The organism is Blastococcus sp. SYSU DS0617 (assembly GCF_054051075.1).
Map to the genome: position 1 here is coordinate 1 of NZ_JBJHAO010000020.1, position 15,781 is coordinate 15,781.

17 protein-coding genes are annotated in these 15,781 nt (G+C 74.4%); 11 read left to right on the top strand and 6 right to left on the bottom strand.

All coding sequences use genetic code 11. From position 1 onward, the window contains the following. The first annotated feature begins 90 nt into the window (after positions 1-90). Positions 91-861 carry a crotonase/enoyl-CoA hydratase family protein gene (locus tag ACI793_RS17515; protein ID WP_456607654.1) on the top strand — a complete coding sequence of 257 codons (771 nt, stop codon included), beginning with the start codon at positions 91-93 and terminating at the stop codon, positions 859-861. A 109-nt stretch (positions 862-970) separates the two neighbouring features. Beyond that, positions 971-1,492, top strand: a complete 522-nt coding sequence (locus ACI793_RS17520) for a hemerythrin domain-containing protein (RefSeq protein WP_456607655.1) — start codon at positions 971-973, stop codon at positions 1,490-1,492. A gap of 27 nt (positions 1,493-1,519) precedes the next feature. Here the strand turns inward: ACI793_RS17520 and ACI793_RS17525 are convergent, their stop codons facing one another. Together ACI793_RS17525 and ACI793_RS17530 are read right to left on the bottom strand one after the other, a co-directional pair. Continuing rightward, entirely contained in the window at positions 1,520-2,302 is a 783-nt protein-coding gene (locus tag ACI793_RS17525; protein WP_456607656.1) for a tyrosine-protein phosphatase, read from the bottom strand. A gap of 33 nt (positions 2,303-2,335) precedes the next feature. After that, positions 2,336-3,187, bottom strand: a complete 852-nt coding sequence (locus tag ACI793_RS17530) for a PHP domain-containing protein (RefSeq protein WP_456607657.1) — start codon at positions 3,185-3,187, stop codon at positions 2,336-2,338. Between the two features lie 322 nt (positions 3,188-3,509). Between ACI793_RS17530 and ACI793_RS17535 the strand changes: the two genes are divergently transcribed. Further along, positions 3,510-4,256 (top strand): alpha/beta fold hydrolase, encoded by a 747-nt coding sequence (locus ACI793_RS17535; protein WP_456607658.1) that lies wholly within the window; start codon positions 3,510-3,512, stop codon positions 4,254-4,256. Between the two features lie 86 nt (positions 4,257-4,342). Here the strand turns inward: ACI793_RS17535 and ACI793_RS17540 are convergent, their stop codons facing one another. Beyond that, complete coding sequence (locus tag ACI793_RS17540; RefSeq protein WP_456607659.1) at positions 4,343-4,714, bottom strand: helix-turn-helix domain-containing protein; 372 nt, start codon at positions 4,712-4,714, stop codon at positions 4,343-4,345. A gap of 339 nt (positions 4,715-5,053) precedes the next feature. Between ACI793_RS17540 and ACI793_RS17545 the strand changes: the two genes are divergently transcribed. From ACI793_RS17545 to ACI793_RS17560, 4 genes are all read left to right on the top strand, one after another. Then, positions 5,054-6,733 carry a class I adenylate-forming enzyme family protein gene (locus ACI793_RS17545; RefSeq protein WP_456607660.1) on the top strand — a complete coding sequence of 560 codons (1,680 nt, stop codon included), beginning with the start codon at positions 5,054-5,056 and terminating at the stop codon, positions 6,731-6,733. A gap of 160 nt (positions 6,734-6,893) precedes the next feature. Then, entirely contained in the window at positions 6,894-8,135 is a 1,242-nt protein-coding gene (locus ACI793_RS17550; RefSeq protein WP_456607661.1) for a 3-deoxy-7-phosphoheptulonate synthase, read from the top strand. Between the two features lie 227 nt (positions 8,136-8,362). Beyond that, on the top strand, positions 8,363-8,710 hold the full coding sequence (locus ACI793_RS17555) for a hypothetical protein (protein ID WP_456607662.1): 348 nt from the start codon (positions 8,363-8,365) through the stop codon (positions 8,708-8,710). Beyond that, a complete protein-coding gene (locus ACI793_RS17560; protein ID WP_456607663.1) occupies positions 8,707-9,132 on the top strand; it encodes a substrate-binding domain-containing protein in 426 nt (141 codons plus the stop codon). Before ACI793_RS17555 ends, ACI793_RS17560 begins: the two co-directional genes overlap by 4 nt. A gap of 12 nt (positions 9,133-9,144) precedes the next feature. On the opposite strand, the gene ACI793_RS17565 is transcribed toward ACI793_RS17560, so the two are convergent. Beyond that, complete coding sequence (locus ACI793_RS17565; protein ID WP_456607718.1) at positions 9,145-9,288, bottom strand: hypothetical protein; 144 nt, start codon at positions 9,286-9,288, stop codon at positions 9,145-9,147. Positions 9,289-9,340: 52 nt separating this feature from the next. Then, positions 9,341-11,875 (bottom strand): SpoIIE family protein phosphatase, encoded by a 2,535-nt coding sequence (locus ACI793_RS17570; protein WP_456607664.1) that lies wholly within the window; start codon positions 11,873-11,875, stop codon positions 9,341-9,343. 179 nt (positions 11,876-12,054) lie between these two features. On the opposite strand from ACI793_RS17570, the gene ACI793_RS17575 reads away from it, so the two are divergent. Beyond that, complete coding sequence (locus ACI793_RS17575) at positions 12,055-12,237, top strand: PspC domain-containing protein (protein WP_456607665.1); 183 nt, start codon at positions 12,055-12,057, stop codon at positions 12,235-12,237. A gap of 48 nt (positions 12,238-12,285) precedes the next feature. Next, a complete protein-coding gene (locus tag ACI793_RS17580; RefSeq protein ID WP_456607666.1) occupies positions 12,286-13,053 on the top strand; it encodes an alpha/beta hydrolase in 768 nt (255 codons plus the stop codon). 2 nt (positions 13,054-13,055) lie between these two features. Here ACI793_RS17580 and ACI793_RS17585 read toward each other — a convergent pair whose 3' ends face one another. Further along, entirely contained in the window at positions 13,056-13,652 is a 597-nt protein-coding gene (locus ACI793_RS17585) for a TetR/AcrR family transcriptional regulator (RefSeq protein WP_456607667.1), read from the bottom strand. 24 nt (positions 13,653-13,676) lie between these two features. Here ACI793_RS17585 and ACI793_RS17590 point away from each other — a divergent pair, with 24 nt between their 5' ends. Together ACI793_RS17590 and ACI793_RS17595 are read left to right on the top strand one after the other, a co-directional pair. Next, a complete protein-coding gene (locus tag ACI793_RS17590; RefSeq protein WP_456607668.1) occupies positions 13,677-14,903 on the top strand; it encodes an MFS transporter in 1,227 nt (408 codons plus the stop codon). A gap of 44 nt (positions 14,904-14,947) precedes the next feature. After that, positions 14,948-15,772, top strand: a complete 825-nt coding sequence (locus ACI793_RS17595) for an MBL fold metallo-hydrolase (protein ID WP_456607669.1) — start codon at positions 14,948-14,950, stop codon at positions 15,770-15,772. The last annotated feature ends 9 nt before the right edge of the window (positions 15,773-15,781 follow it).

The following is a 15,781-nucleotide window of genomic DNA, read 5'->3' on the forward strand; positions in this document are numbered from 1 at the left end:
CAGCCGCTGCTGACAGCGGCTGCGCCCCCGGCCCCCTCGCACGCACCACTGCACGACTCCCCGCCACGACTGCGCGACCGACCGAAGGAGATGGCTGTGTCCGACGAGGTGCTCCTGGACCGCCGGGACGGTGTCCTGATCATCACGATCAACCGGCCGGAGGCGCGCAATGCCCTGAACAAGGCCGTGGCGGACGCCGTCGCGGCCGCCGCCGACGAGCTCGACTCGTCCGACGAGCTGCGCGTCGGCGTCCTGACCGGCGCTGGAGGCACCTTCTCGTCCGGCATGGACCTGAAGGCGTTCATGCGTGGTGAGACCCCGAGCATCGCGGGTCGCGGGCTGTGCGGGATCACCGAGACCCCGCCGCGCAAGCCGCTGATCGGCGCCGTCGAGGGCTGGGCACTGGCCGGCGGCTTCGAGCTGCTGCTCGCGTGCGACCTCATCGTCGCCGCGGAGGACGCCCGGTTCGGTGTCCCCGAGGTGAAGCGCTCGCTCGTGGCGGCCGGTGGCGCCGCCCTCGCCCTCCCGCGGCGGATCCCGCAGGCCATCGCGCTGGAGCTGCTGCTCACCGGCGAGCCGATCAGCGCCTCCCGGGCCGCCGACGTCGGCCTGGTCAACCGGGTGACCGCACCGAGCGCCGCCCTCGAGGGGGCATTGGCCCTGGCCGCCGTCATCGCCGCGAACGGACCGCTCGCCGTGGCCGCCACCAAGCACATCGTCCGCTCGGCCCCGGACTGGACGTTCCGGGAGGGCTGGGACGAGCAGAGCAAGGTCATCGCGCCGGTCTTCGCCAGCGAGGACGCGCGCGAGGGGGCGACCGCCTTCGCGGAGAAGCGCGCGCCGCAGTGGAAGAACCGCTGAGGCCGCGGCGGAGCCCATAGCCGTCAGGCGTCCGCCCGGCAGCGACCAGGTCCCCGGGTGGGCCTGCTCCCGACTCTTACGAGCCGCAGGGACGGGTAAGGGGTCCGGCATGTCGGACTTCGAGATCACCGCCCTGGTTCTTGCCGAGCACGAGGTCTTCCGGCGGGAGTTCGCCGCGCTCGACGACCTGAACGGGCAGGAGCTCGCCGACGCCTGGAAGGCGCTGCACGACAAGCTCGAGGTGCACGCCGTCGCCGAGGAGCAGCTGTTCTACCCGCTGCTCGCCCAGGAGGCGGACGGCGAGAAGGAGACGGCCGACGGCGTGCACGACCACAACGAGATCCGGCACGCCGCGGCCGCGGTCGAGGAGCACGAGGTCGGCAGCGAGGCCTGGTGGGACGCGGTGCGCAACGCGCGGCAGATCAACGCCGACCACATGGCCGAGGAGGAGACGGACTTCTTCCCTCCCTTCAAGGAGGCCGTCGACGACGAGCAGCGCGAGGCCCTCGGGATGCGCTGGCTGGCCTTCCACGACGAGCACGAGGAGGCCGACGGGCTGTCCGGGAACGACGCGAAGGTGGCCGAGGTGGTCGCGATCGAGGTGCCGGAGGGCGACCCCACCGTCCAGTGATCCCGAAGCGCGCGGGCTGCTCGGGCGTCAGGGCTCCATGCGCCGTCGGAGGGCGTCGATGGTGCCGTTCGCCAGCCCCAGCCGGCGCAGGTAGCCCGAGGTCGAGCCGTACGCGGTGCTGACGTGATCGAGCATCCGCAGGATGGCATCGCCACCCCGGCGGTCCTCGAAGGGTGAGGCAGGCGCGTCGGGACCGAACAGTTCCGGGACCAGGGCGTAGTCGGCGGCGATGACCTCGCGCTTGGCACCGGCCAGGTCCAGGAGCAGCGCGACGACCATGCCGGTGCGGTCGCGCCCGGCGCGGCAGCACACCAGGACCGGGCCCGGCCCCTGCGGCGCCTCGGCCAGGGCGACGAAGATGGCGGCGATGTGCGTGGCGTTGCGCTGCAGGCTGCTGCTGTAGATCTCGCCGAGCGTCCGGTACCGGCTCATGTCCTCACGTGCCTCCGCCGCCGGATCGATCAGCGGCACGGACCGGTAGCCCGGAAGCTGCGCCAGGGGGTGTGGGCAGTCCCGTACCTCGTCATGGGACCGGAGGTCCAGGACCGCCTCGAACCCGACGGCTCGGGCGGCGGCCAGCTCGGCCTCGGTCAGCTTCGCGGGCGTGTCGGCCCGGACGATGCGCCCCGCAGGCACGCGCCGACCGTGGGACAGCTCCAGACCCCCGAGGTCGGCAGAGTTGGGAAAGCCGGCCAGCAGCCCGCGGGGCCGGGCTCGAGGAGTTCCCGCCGCGGCCACCGCAGGACGGTAACCCGCTGTCCGTCGACCCAGCCGACCGGCTGCACCTCCACGACCTCCCGGGCACGGCACGACCCGCCGGCGCGGGGCTGCACGGAGGGCTGGTCAGCGGGTCCAGAAGTCCTCGGGCCGCGTTCCTGGGGCGAAGCCGACGTGGTCGAGCAGTGCGACGGCTTCGTGGAAATGCGCCGCGAGCCCGTTCGTCGCGTGGTCGTCACTGCCGAAGCTGACGGCTCGTCCGCCCTCCTCGGCCCACCATTGCGGGATCCACGGTCGGAGGGGGCGCCCGGTGTTCATCTCCAGGGCCCGCCCGGTCGAGGCGATGGCGCGCATGGCCTGCCGGAAACCGTCCTCGAACCGCAGGTGGTCGAAGGGGCCGTGCTCGTCGGCCGGCCAGGAGCGCGCCGCGTAGTCGATGTGGGTGAAGACCTCGAAGTCTCCGCCGTCGACCATGACCGGGACCTCCGCCAGGTAGGTCCAGATCACCTCGGCAGGGTCGGACCACTCGCGGAACAGGGTCACCGGCTCGCTGCGGTGTCCGTCGTGCGGCAGCGTGTGCAGCGAGCCGTTGACCCGGTCGAGCGTGGAGAAGTCGACGAGGGCTTCGGCGGCTCGACGGTCCAGGTGGGGCTGGCCCAGTTCGACGCCCGTGAGGATGCGGAGGTCGGGGAACTCGCGCCGGCAACGCTCGATGGAGTCGACGTAGCCCTCGACGTCGAGGGGCGGCGGCTGCATCAGCCCGTCCCGGTCGATGAGCCGGCGGTGGTGCTCGGCGAAGTCTTCGGGGGCGGCGCGCCACCCGCTGACGTCGAGGTGCTCGGTGAAGATCACGGCGGGGAGGCCGATGCGGACGGCGCGCGCGCAGGTGCGCCTCATGGTCCCGGCCGCCGACGCAGCCGCCGGACCACCGGTGTCCCAGGAGAACTCGCTGTGGACGTGGGCATCAGCCGGCAGCACCAGCACTCCAGACGCGGACGAGGGAACGAGCCGTGGGGGCGTGGTGATGGGCTCGCGCGACGCGGTGGTCCCCGGCGCGACGCCGCGTTGCTGCGGATGGCGCGCACTGCACGTGAGGCTAGGCCGTGGCGGCCGGGGACGACCCGGTGTCCCGCCGAGCGGGCGGCCTCGGGTGACCCGGGCCGATGGCCGGGGGAGTGCGTGACCCGCCGCGAGATGGGCATCGACGGCGGGCATGGAGCTGCCTTCAGGAACTGTCCGGTCGGTCGACGTCGGCGGTTGCCGGCTCAATGTCCGGTCAGCGGGTGACAGCGGTCCGCCGGTGCTCCTGGTGCACGGGATCCCCACCAACCACCGGCTCTGGGACGACGTGATCCCGGCGCTGGCCGCGCACGCCCGGGTGTTCGCGGTGGACATGCTCGGATACGGCGATTCCGCGAATCCGCAGCGCCATCGCGTCGACCTGGCCGCCCAGGCCGCTCTGCTGGTCGACCTCCTGGACGCGCTGGAACTGGACCGGGTGGTCGTCGTGGGTCACGACCTCGGTGGCGGAGTGGCCCAGATCCTCGCCACCACCAGCAGCACGCGGGTCGCGGGGCTGGGGATCGTGGACGGCGTCTGCTACGACGGGTGGCCGGTGCCCCTCGTCCGGGCCATGAAGGCGGCGTGGCCGCTGGTCGACCGGCTGCCCCCGTCCGCGCTGGGGGCCGCATTGCGGCCGGCGTTGCGCACGCTGTTCGCCCACCAGGAGCGCTCAGGCCCCTTCATCGACCACTTCGTGCGCCCGTGGACGCGACCGGGAGCGCCTCGGCAGCTCGCCGCGCACCTGCGCTCGCTGGACTCGGTGTACACCCAGACCGTGGCGCCGTTCCTGTCGCGGCTCGACGTCCCTGCCGAGGTGGTGTGGGGGCGTCTGGACCACCAGCTGTCACCGGCGTACGGGGAGCGACTGGCCGGGGAGATCCCGGGCGCCCGGCTGACCGTGGTGGACGACGCGAGCCACTTCGTCCCGGCCGATCGGCCCGACGTCGTCTCCGACGCGGTGATCCGGCTGGTGCGTGCCGTCTGACGACGCCTCTGCCGGGGCGGCGGACGGTGCGGCCGTGGAGTGGGCGCCGGACGCCGGGTGCCGCCTCGCCGTGCGGCGGCGGGAGATCAGGCGACGTCGGTGCGGGCGCCGGCCAGGTACTCGCGCACGGCCGGCTCGGGAACGCGGAAGGAACGGCCGACGCGGACGGCGGACAGCTCCCCGCCGTGCACCAGGCGGTACACGGTCATCTTCGAGACGCGCATGATCGCCGCCACCTCCGTCACGGTCAGGAACGAGACCGCCGTGCGCGGAGCCGGCCGCTGCATCACAGGACCCGCAGGCGCCTGCGCCTCGGGGCGCATCCCCATCGGCCGAGCGCCCATGGTGGGCTGGACGGGCAGGCGCGCGCCGGGCACGGCCGGACGGTGGACGGGACGCTGGCCGTAGCCGGCGGGGCGGGCGAGAGCGGGAGCGGCGGAGCGCTGGGGAAGGGTCACGGTCGTTCTCCTCGGTGTGGTCCGCTCGGCGCGGGGACTGCTCGTCACCGGCGACTTTGTGCGCCCGTGCTGCTACCGACAGTAAGCGGGGGCGACGGCGGCGGCGAGGTGCACAGCGGACGAGACGGAACGGTCCGGTTCGTCAGATGTTGCCCGTGCGCCCGACGGGAGCGATGAGACGCCACCGCGGGCCGGAGCGTCGTCGAGGCGGAGTAAACGACGCGGTGGAACGCCACGTCCGGACGGCTGTTGCCCGAAATGCTTCGAGCATGAAAGTGTCGATGTTGCCGAGGTCACTGCTCGGCGTCCTGTCGCACAACCGCCTAGGAGGCGTCTTCCGTGTCGTTGAGTCACCAGGAGGCAGTGGCCCAGCTCACCAGCCCCGGGCAGATGTTCGAGCTGGAGCCCTGGATCCGCCCCGACGGGGGGACCTACCAGGTCTTCAAGAACGCTCCGCCGAGCATGCGCGAGATCTTCGGCCTCGCCCGCGCTCATGGCGACGCCCCCTACCTGGTCTACGGCGACGAGCGGCGCACCTTCGCCGAGACCTTCGCCGAGGCCGACGCCTTCGCCGCCACGCTGGTGGAGCGCTACGGCGTGAAGAAGGGCGACCGGGTCGCGATCGCGATGCGCAACTACCCGGAGTGGGTCGAGGCGTTCATCGCGGTCCTCTCCATCGGCGCGATCAGCGTCTCCATGAACGCCTGGTGGACCGAGGACGAGCTCGACTTCGCCCTGCAGGACTCCGGTGCGACGGTGCTCGTCGCCGACGAGTCCCGGGCGAAGATCGCCGGCGCCTCCGCCGCGCGGCTCGGCTGCCGCGTCATCGTCGTCCGCGCTGCCGAGCCGGTCGAGGGCGCCGACAGGTGGGAGGACGTCTTCATGACGGGCGCCCCGCTGCCCGACGTGGCGGTCGGCCCCGACGACGACGCCACCATCCTCTACACCTCCGGCACCACGGGCCGCCCCAAGGGCGCCGTCTCGACCCACCGCGCGCTGGTCAGCGCGGTCATGGGGTTCCTGGCCCGCGGCATGGTGCAGGCCCTGGTCAACCCGCCGGAGGACCCCGACGCGCCGCCCGGCGGCGCGATCCTCGCCGTGCCGCTGTTCCACGTCACCGGCTGCGTCGCCGTGATGCTGGGCTCGCTCGTCGCCGGGCGGAAGCTGGCGATCATGTACAAGTGGGACCCGGAGGCCGCGCTCAAGCTGATCGAGCGCGAGCAGCTGGCCGCCTTCGTCGGCGTCCCCACGCAGAGCATCGACATGCTGCAGCACCCGCGGTTCGCCGAGTACGACACCTCGAGCCTGGTCTCGGTGGGTGGTGGTGGCGCCCCCACGCCGCCCGCGCTGATCGCCAACATCGACAACGCCTTCAAGGCCGCCAGCCCGGGCTTCTCCTACGGGATGACGGAGACCAACGCGCTCGGACCGAGCCTGGCCGGCCAGGACGCGCTGGACAAGCCGATGGCCGCGGGCCGGGTTCCGCTCCCCATGGAGGTGGAGATCCGCGACCCCGCCACCTTCGAGGTGCTCCCGGTCGGCGAGCGCGGCGAGATCTGGTTCAGGGCCGCCAACCTCATCCGCGGGTACTGGAACCGCCCGGACGCCACCGCCGAGACCATCGTCGACGGCTGGCTGCGCACCGGCGACATCGGGCACCTGGACGACGAGGGCCTGGTCTACGTCGACGACCGGCTCAAGGACATGGTGCTCCGCGGCGGCGAGAACGTGTACTGCGCCGAGGTCGAGGCGGCCATCTACGAGCACCCGGCCGTGATGGAGGCCGCCGTGCTGGGCGTCCCGCACGAGCGGCTGGGGGAGGAGGTCGCCACGGTGATCGTGCTGAACCCCGGCGCCTCCCTCACCAAGGACGAGCTGATCGGCTTCCTCGGCGAGCGGCTGGCGTCCTTCAAGCTGCCGACGGTGATCGACATCAGGACGTCGCCGCTGCCGCGCAACCCGGCCGGCAAGTTCCTCAAGCGCGAGCTGCGCGGCGAGCTGGAGCCGCAGCAGGGCTGACCCACCCCGCCCGCCCGTCGCGCGCCCCCCGCCGGACCTCCGGCGGGGGGCGCGCGGTTCCCCGCGCGGGTCCGGTGTCGGGGCGGCGCGGACGACGGACGATGCTGGGGTGCCGGACCGCTTCCCGCGGTGCGGATCCCGTCGAGGCGCTGGAGGACCCGTGACGACGCAGGAGCACGCCCATCCGGGGAACAGCATCCTGGCCGAGGCCACCCGCGTGGCCGACCTGCTGGTCGACGTCCAGACGCAGGTGAACGCCCGGATCGACGCCGCCCTGGTGGAGCTGCTCCCCGAGGTCGCGCGGCGGCTGGACGTCGCGGACGCGCCGCCGGTCGACCTCGGGGATCTGGTCAACGCCCGGATCACCGGCCTGAGCGTCGTCGTCACGCCGGCAGCGGTCGCGTCCGTCGTGCCGCTGTCCGCGGCGTCGGTCGCCACCACCCGGGCCGCGCGGCGCGCGGTCACCGACGTGCTCGCCGGCGCCGACGACCGCGTCGCCGTCATCGCGGGGCCCTGCTCGATCCACGATCCGGCGGCCGCGCTCGAGTACGCCGACTTCCTCGCCCGCATGCGCGAGCGGCACGGCGCGGACCTCGAGATCCTGATGCGCACCTACACCGAGAAGCCGCGCACCGAGGTGGACTGGAAGGGTTTCGCCTACGACCCGTTCCTCGACGGCTCCAGCCGCATCAGCGTCGGGCTGGTCGCCACCCGCATGCTCATGGGCCGGATCACCGGGCTCGGCGTGCCGGTCGCGGCCGAACCGCTGAACGCCCTCACGCCGCAGTACGTCAACGGGCTGGTCACCTACAACGGCGTCGGCGCCCGCAACGTCACCGACCAGACGGCCCGGGAGCGGGTGTCCGGGTTCTCCTCGGTCGTCGGCTTCAAGAACTCCCCGGAGGGCAGCATCGACGCCGCCATCCAGGCGGTGGTGGCCGCGCGGGCTCGGCACGAGTTCCTCGGCGTCGACGCGCACGGCGTGAGCGCCCAGCTGTCGACGACGGGCAACGCCACCGGGCACGTCATCCTGCGCGGCGACCGGTCGGGGCCGAACTACTCCGCGGCCCACATCGCCGCGACCAGGGCCAAGCTGGCCGCCCGGGGCCTGCCGGAGGTGGTCGTGGTCGACGCCTCGCACGGCAACAGCCAGAAGGACCACCGGCGCCAGATCGAGGTCGTGCGCGACCTCGCCGGGCAGATCGCCGGGGGTGAACGGGCCATCCGCGGCGTGATGGTGGAGAGCAACCTGGTCGAGGGGCGGCAGGACCTCGACCAGCGCCACCCCGACCGGCTGACGTACGGCTGCAGCGTCACCGACGCGTGCGTCGACCTCGGCACGACCGAAGTGATCCTCGCCGAGCTGGCCGAGGCGGTCCGGGCCCGCCGCGCCGCCGCGTAGCCCGCCCCCGCCGGGCGCGGGCGAGCACCGGCGAGACGACGACGGCGAACAGGACCGCCAGCGCGGCGACCCCGAGCATCGCGCCCCGGAGGTCCACGGCGTCGGCCAGCTGCCCGACGTACACGTGGACGGACCGGCGCCCTCGGCGTGGTGCTCGGTGAACCCTCACGTACGCCTTCGACGACCCCCAGGCCACCCAGTTCCTCGCCGGCGTCTCCGGTGTCTGCGTGGACCACGAGCTCGGGCTCACGCTCATCCCGGTGACGGGGACCGCCGCGGACGCCGACCGTGTCCGTGAGGCGGCCGTCGACGGGTTCGTGCTCTGGACGACGGTCGACGACGACCCCCTGCTCGACGTCGTCAGCGAGCTCGGCGTCCCCGCCGTCGTCCACGGTGGCCCTCGGGTCGACGGCATGGCCCTGGTGTCGGTCGACGACCGGGCGGCGGCCCGGGCGGTCGGTGGGGCGACGTTCGCCGGCAGCCGGTCCCCGGCAGTCGTCTCGTTCCCCTGGACCGTCGGCGGGAGCCCGCGCTGCTCCACGGGCCCGACCCGGGCTCCGCGCCGTTCCCGGTGACCCGGGCCCGGCTCGAGGGGTTCGCGGCGGCGCTCGGCGAGCGGTGGGCCGAGACGCCCGTCGTGGTCCTCGCGCGCAACGACCCGGTCGAGGCGGAGGCAGCCGCAGAACGGCTGCTCGCCGACGGCGCCGTCGACGCGGTCGCCGCGATGGGGGACGAGCTCGCCCTCGGAGTCCTTCGCGCCGCCGCCCGGCTCGGCCGGTCGGTTCCCGCTGAGCTCGCCGTCTCCGGCTGGGACGACTCGGCAGCGGCCGAGGCCGCCGGCCTCACGACGATCCACCAGTCGCTGCGCGAACAGGGGCGGGCGTGCGCCCTGGCGGTGGTGCAGGACGAGGCGGGGGAGACGCTCCTGCGTCCGGAGTGGCGGCTGGTCGAACGTGCGACCACCCGACGGGCGTCCCCGGCAGCTCGGACCGACTGAGCGGCCGCGGCGTCAGTCCAGGTCGTCCGGGCCCGGGCCGACCCCGCCCGAGTCCGGCAGCGGCGAGGTCTCCGGCACGTCGTCGTCGGGTGGCTCGTCGGCCACCGGGCCCTCGCTGTACAGGGTGCTCGGGTCCTTGGGGTTCATCTCGCGCACGTCGCAGGTGTGCCCGGCCCCGCACCCGGCCATGCGTCGCGCGGCGCCGTGCCTAGCCGTGCAGCCGGATGGCGACCAGGGCGACGTCGTCCTCGGGCCGGCCGTCGACGAGCCGGTCGATGACGCCGTCGCACAGCTCGTCGAGCGTGCAGCCGGCCAGCTCCTGCACCGCGTCGCGCAGCCGCTGCAGGTCGACGTCGAGGTCGCTGCCGCGGCGCTCCACCAGGCCGTCGGTGTAGAGCAGCACGGTCGTGTCCCGCTCCAGGGTCCGGACGTACTCGGCGCGTTGCGCCGTCGGGTCGACCCCCAGCAGGAGATCGGCCCGCGGACCGGTGAGGAAGTCGTGGCTGCCGTCGGCGTGCACCAGCAGGGGCGGCGGGTGACCGGCGTTGGCCCACACGAGCCGGGTCCGGCCCCGGGTGCGCTCCTCGGCGCTCTGCTCGAGGCGGGCGACGGCGGCAGTCGCCAGGGTCCGGGTGCCCAGCAGCTCCATCGACGCGTCGAGCCCGCGCAGCACCTCGGCCGGCCCGCCTCCGCCGTACGTGGCGATGCCGCGCAGCATGCTGCGCAGCTGCGCCATCGCGGCAGCGGCCTCCACGTCGTGCCCGGCGACGTCGCCGATGACCAGCATGGTGCCCCGGTCGGGTTGGACGAAGGCGTCGTACCAGTCGCCACCCACGCGGGCGGACTCGCTGGCCGGTACGTACCGCACCACGATCTCGACCGGCTCCTGCTCGGGCGGCGGGGTGAGCAGGTTGCGCTGCAGGCCCTCGGCGAGCTGCGACTGGGCTCGCGCGAGCCGGGCGTTCTCCAGCGCCAGGCCGATCCGGTAGGCGATCTCCTGGGCCGCTGCCTCGTCGTCCGGGCTGTGGGTCCTGGCGGCGCCGGAGAAGAGCGACAGCGCGCCGACGAGCCGACCCCGGCCGTGGATGGGCAGCACCAGCCCGTCCTGACCGCCGAGCTGGTCGAGCAGGTCCCGGGCCGGCCCGTCGGTCAGCAGCCCGCGCAGCTCGTCGGCGGTGCTGCGCACCGGTCGCCCGGTGGCCAGCACCCGGGCCACCGGCGCCCCGGCGGGCATCGAGTCGAGGCGTTGGGAGGTGTACTGGACCAGGGCCTCGCGGCGGGCGGGGTCGGCGTGCCAGCAGCCGACGTCCTGGGGGCGGCCGTCCTCCTGGAGCAGCGTGATGAAGCAGCCGTCGGCCAGCAGCGGGACCAGCCGGCGGGGGAGGTCGGCCACGACGCCGGGGACGTCGTCGGCGACGAGCAGCGCGCTGTTGACCTCCGCCAGCAGCAACAGACGTCCCGACGCGGCCTGGGCCTCGGCGGCGGCCGCCTTGCGGTCGGTGACGTCGGCGAAGTACAGCGAGAGCCCGTCCGGGGTGGGCCAGCAGAGAATCTCGTACCAGGCGTTGAGCGGGCCCGGGTAGAACGCCTCGATGGTCCGCGGTGTCCGGGTCTCCACGGCGGTGCGGAACGCCGTCTCGAACTCGTTGTCCACCGTGTCCGGGAAGGCCTCCCAGATCGTGCGCCGCAGCAGCTCGTCGCGGTGCCGGCCGAGCAACCGCTCGGCGGCGGTGTTGAGCACGGTGAACCGCCACTCGGCGTCCAGCGAGACGAATCCCGACGGCATGGCCTCGAGCATCCGGCTGGTGCGCGGCTGGTGGACGTCGGTGGTGTCGTAGGCCGCGCCGAGCAGGCGCACGGCGGTGCCGTCCTCGTCGCGCAGCGTCTTGCCGCGACCCTGGAGCCACCGAGTGCTGCCGTCGGGGGTGACCACCCGGTACTCGACGTCGAGGTCCCCGTCGCCGCGCACCGTCGCCTCGATCGCCTGGCCGACCCGGTCGACGTCGTCGGGGTGCAGCCGTGCGTTGAACGCCTCGATCGTCCGGTCGAACTCCCCGTCGGCGTAGCCGAAGAGCTCCTGCAGCCGTGCGTCCCAGACCAGCTCGCCGGTGAGCAGGTCGTAGTCGAAGCTGCCCACCTCGGCGGCGTCCACGGACAGCGTCCAGCGGAGCCGCTCGGACTCGTGCGCCACGAGGAACGCGGCCATGGTCAGCTCGTTGGCGACCGCCCGGCCGAGGACCCGCAGGATGTCGACGTCCCCGGCCGACCAGTCGCGCGGGCCGGGGTCGAACACGCACAGCGAGCCGAGCACCTCGCCGTCGCGGTCGAACAGCGGCACACCGAGGTAGCCCCGGACCGTGCCGGTGGCCACGGGCCCGAGGGGAGCGGCCCGGTCGTCCAGCCGGGCGTCGCGCAGGACCAGCGGCCGGCGATCCGCCGCGGTGAGGGTGCACAGCGAGTCGTCCAGCGGCCCGGTGGTGCCGACGTCCGCCCGGGCGACGCCGGACCCGGCGGCCACGAACTGCTCGTCCGACAGCACCGACACCTGGCCGGACGCCGCGCCCAGCAGGCGGCAGGCCGCGGAGACGAGACCGTCGAGAGCGGCGGGGACCGACGTGTCGACACGCAGCTTCCGGACGGCGGCCAGCCGGCCCTCACCGAGCAGTTGCCGGGCCGCTTCGGCTGCCCCACGGGCACCGGCACGCGAGCCCGGCGCCGATGGGTCGGCCCCTGTCGCACTCACTGCGTCGCGGTCCTTCCGCCGGGGCCGGGGGTCCTGGCACCGCGTCGGGGACGACGATGGCCGTTCCCTACATGATCGTGCACGGTGCTTCCTCCCGTCCAGGGTGCCCGGTGAGATCGGCCACGTGGCGGTGCTCCCGCGGGTGTGCGTCCCCCCGTCCCGGGGGTAGGGGTCCCCGCATGGCATCGACTCTGGTGAGGCCCCGGTCCGGCAAGGTCATCGCGGGGGTGTGCGCGGCGCTGGCCGACCGGTTCGGCCTGTCGCGCGGCCTGGTGCGCGTGGGCTTCGTGCTGTTCGGGCTCTTCGGCCTCGGCGAGCTCGCCTACATCGTCCTGTGGATCATGATCCCGAAGGCCCGGTGAGCGGCAGCCAGGATCGGTTGCGCCCGGTCGCGCGGGTACAGGACGGCAGTGCTGACGCGTCGAGGGCTCCTCGCGGCCGCCGCCGGCCTGCTCGCGGCCTGTGGTGCGCCCGCCGGCGAGCGGCGGAGCGGGGGAGCAGCAGGTGACGCCGGCGTGCTGACCGCGCGCCCGGGAGCCCGGTCGTCGGCGTCGGCTGCGCCGCCCGCTCCTGGTACCCGGCCGCTGGGTCTGCAACCCGAGCGGGACGCGCTCCTGCACGTGCCCGGGACCCTGGTACCGGGGGAGGCGGCGCCGCTGGTGCTCAGCCTGCACGGAGCCGGGGGGAACGCCGAGGGGGCACTGACGCTGCTGCGCCCACTGGCCGAGGAGTACGGCCTGCTGGTGGTGGCGCCGGCGTCGCGGGGCAGCACCTGGGACGCCGTCACCGGCGATTACGGGGTCGACGTCGAGGTCGTCGACCGCGCACTCGAGGCCGCGTTCGCCGCCGTCCCGGTGGACCCCGGGCGGGTCGCGGTCGCCGGCTTCTCCGACGGCGCGTCCTACGCTCTCGGCCTGGGCCTGGCCAACGGGGACCTGTTCGGCGACGTCCTCGCCTTCTCGCCGGGCTTCGTGCCGCCGGGGGCGCCGCGCAGCGGCAGGCCGGCGATCTTCGTCTCCCACGGGATCGCCGACGACGTCCTGCCGATCGAGCAGACCAGCCGTCGGATCGTGCCCGCCCTGCGCGACGACGGCTACGACGTGACCTACCGCGAGTTCCCCGGGCCGCACGTCGTGCCGCCCGAGATTGCGCGCGAGGCGGTGGACCGGCTGGTCTGAGCTCAGCCGGAGCGGGCGGCGCGCACGTGCAGCGCGGCCAGCCGGCGCGCCCGCGCCAGCGGGTCGTCGGCCGGCAGTCCGGGTGTCGTGGCGGCCCGGGCGAAGCGGTTGAGCGCGCCGTCGTAGAGCAGCAGCAGCGTGGCGGCGACGTCCGCGGGGTCCTCGACGCCGGCCTCCGCGGCGAGCTCGCGCAGCCGGGTGGTCAGCAGTTGCGAGTCGGCGTCCAGCCAGCGCTGCCCGGCGTGGCCGGGGGGCAGCTCGGTGGCCGCCGCGAGGAAGCCGCAGCCGCGGCGGTTCCCCGCGCGCTCCCGGTAGCGGGCCACCGCGTCGAACACGGACAGCAGGCGCTCGACCGGGTCGCGCCGCTCGGCGAGGACGTCGTCCCAGGCCCGCCGCCAGTCCTCGTGGCGCTGCTGCAGGTAGGCGGCCACCAGGCCGTCCTTGCCGGCGAAGTGGGCGTACATCGTGGCGGGGGAGACCGAGGCTCGGGTGAGGACGGCGTCGACGCCGGTCGCGGCGATGCCCGACTCGTAGAACAGCTCGCCTGCGGCGGCGAGCAGCCGTTCCCGAGCCGGTCGGGATGCGAGATCAGCGACCATGCGCCTACTGTAACGCTCGTTATGATGAAACGATCGTTACGGCTCAGTCGGGGGAACCGGCTGGTCGCTGCCGGACTGGCCGTCATCGCGGTCACCTACGGCCTCGCCCGGTACGGCTACGGCCTCTACCTGCCCGAGTTCCGAACCGCCTTCGGGCTGTCCGCGGGCACGGCGGGAGTCGTCGCGGCGGGCAGCTACGGGGGCTACTGCGCCTCCGCCGTCCTGGCGGGCCGGCTTGTGGGCGCCGGTCGGGCCCGCGCCACGCTGTGGCTGGCCGGTGGGAGCGCGGCGCTGGGGTGCCTCGTGGTCGCCGTCGCCTGGAACGGCCCCGTCCTCGCCGTCGGCGCCCTGGTCGCGGGCAGCGGCGCGGGTGCGGCGACCCCCGCGCTGGTCGCCGCCGTCGCCTCGACCGTGCCCGCGGCCGGGGCGGCACGGGCGCAGGGGGTCGTGAACAGCGGTACCGGGGCGGGCGTCGTCGCCGGTGGCCTGCTGGTGCTCTTCCTGCCCGACGCCTGGCGCTGGTCGTGGGTGGCGTTCGGTGTGGTCGCACTGGCGGTCACCGGCTGGGCGGACCGGAGTGCGCGATGGGGCGCGGAGGCACCGGCGACCGCGGCGCCGAGGGCCGCTGGGCTCCGCGCGCTGCTCGGCCGGCTGTGGCGGCCGCTGCTGGCCGCCGTGCTGTCGGGCGCCGGGTGTGCCGGCGTGTGGACGTTCGGGCGTGACCTCATGACCCAGGAAGGTCTTCCGCCCCGGGTCACCGGACTGCTCTGGTGCGTCCTGGGCGCCGCCGGACTGGTCGGCGGGATCAGCGGCGTGCTGGTCCAGCGCCTGGGACTGCGCCGTGCCTGGATCTGCACGGTCCTGATCACCAGCGCCGGGACCGCGGGGCTCGCGTGGGCGCCCGGTGACCCGGTGCTCGCCGCCCTGGCCCTGGCCTGCTTCGGCGGCGCCTTCGTCGCCCTGAGCGGTGTCCTGATCGCCTGGGGGGCGGACCGGGCACCGGCAGCCGCGCCGGCCGCGGCCGGCGTCCTGTTCATCGGGCTGACCGTCGGCCAGGCCGTCGGCGCCGTCCTGCTCGGCGCGGTGACCGGCGCGGCGAGTTCGCAGGTGGCCTTCTTCGTCGCCGCCGGACTGCTCGTGGTGTCCACGGGGGCCGCCGAAGCACGACGACGGCCGGCCGCCGGCTGCGCCGCACAGGGCCGCCGCAGCGCCACCGGGGAGCGCTCGGGGGTGCCCGAACCCATGGTCTAGGGTGCGAGGCGGATTCTAGAACCGCGATCTAGGAGGCGCTCGACGTGTGGACCCGGGACACCGCGCCCCCGCGCCCTGGCGTCCCGTCGCCCGCCACCGAGCGGGCCACCCTCGTGCTCGCGCCCAACGCCAACGCCTGGACCTTCGAGGGCACCAACACCTGGGTGCTCGCCGAGCCGGGCAGTGACGTCTGCGCGGTGCTCGACCCCGGTCCCGACGACGACGCGCACCTCGCCGCGGTCCTGGCGGCGGCCGGGAACCGCCGCGTCGTCGAGGTGTGGGTTACCCACGCCCACTCCGACCACTCCGAGCTCGCCCGCCGGCTGGCCGCGGTCACCGGCGCGACCTTGCGGGCGGCGAACCGCCGCCTCTCCGACCGGCCCTTCGCCGACGACGAGCTGATCGGGATCGGCGCGCTCGAGGTCCGTGCGCTGTGGACGCCGGGCCACACCGGCGACTCCTTCTGCTTCTCCCTCCCCGTGGAGGGCAGCGTCCTGACCGGCGACACCGTCCTCGGACGCGGGTCACCGATCGTCGAGCCCGGTCGGCTCGGGGAGTTCTTCGCCGGCCTCGATCGGCTCGGCGAGGTGCTGTCCGCGCCGGGGTCGGTCATCCTCCCCGGGCACGGCCCTGCCCTGCCCGACCCGCTGCCCGAGCTCGAACGCCGTCGGCAGGCGCGGATGCGCCGTCTCGACCAGGTCGTGCAGGCCATGGCGGACGGCATCCGCGAACCCGACGCGCTGGTCGACCACCTGTACCCCGAGCTGGCCCCCGAGCTGCGCGACGCCGCGAGGATCTCCGTGGAGGCCTCGATCGCCCACACCCGGACCCCGCACCCCCAGACCACTGCCGATCCCGTTCCGACCTGAGGAGAGCCA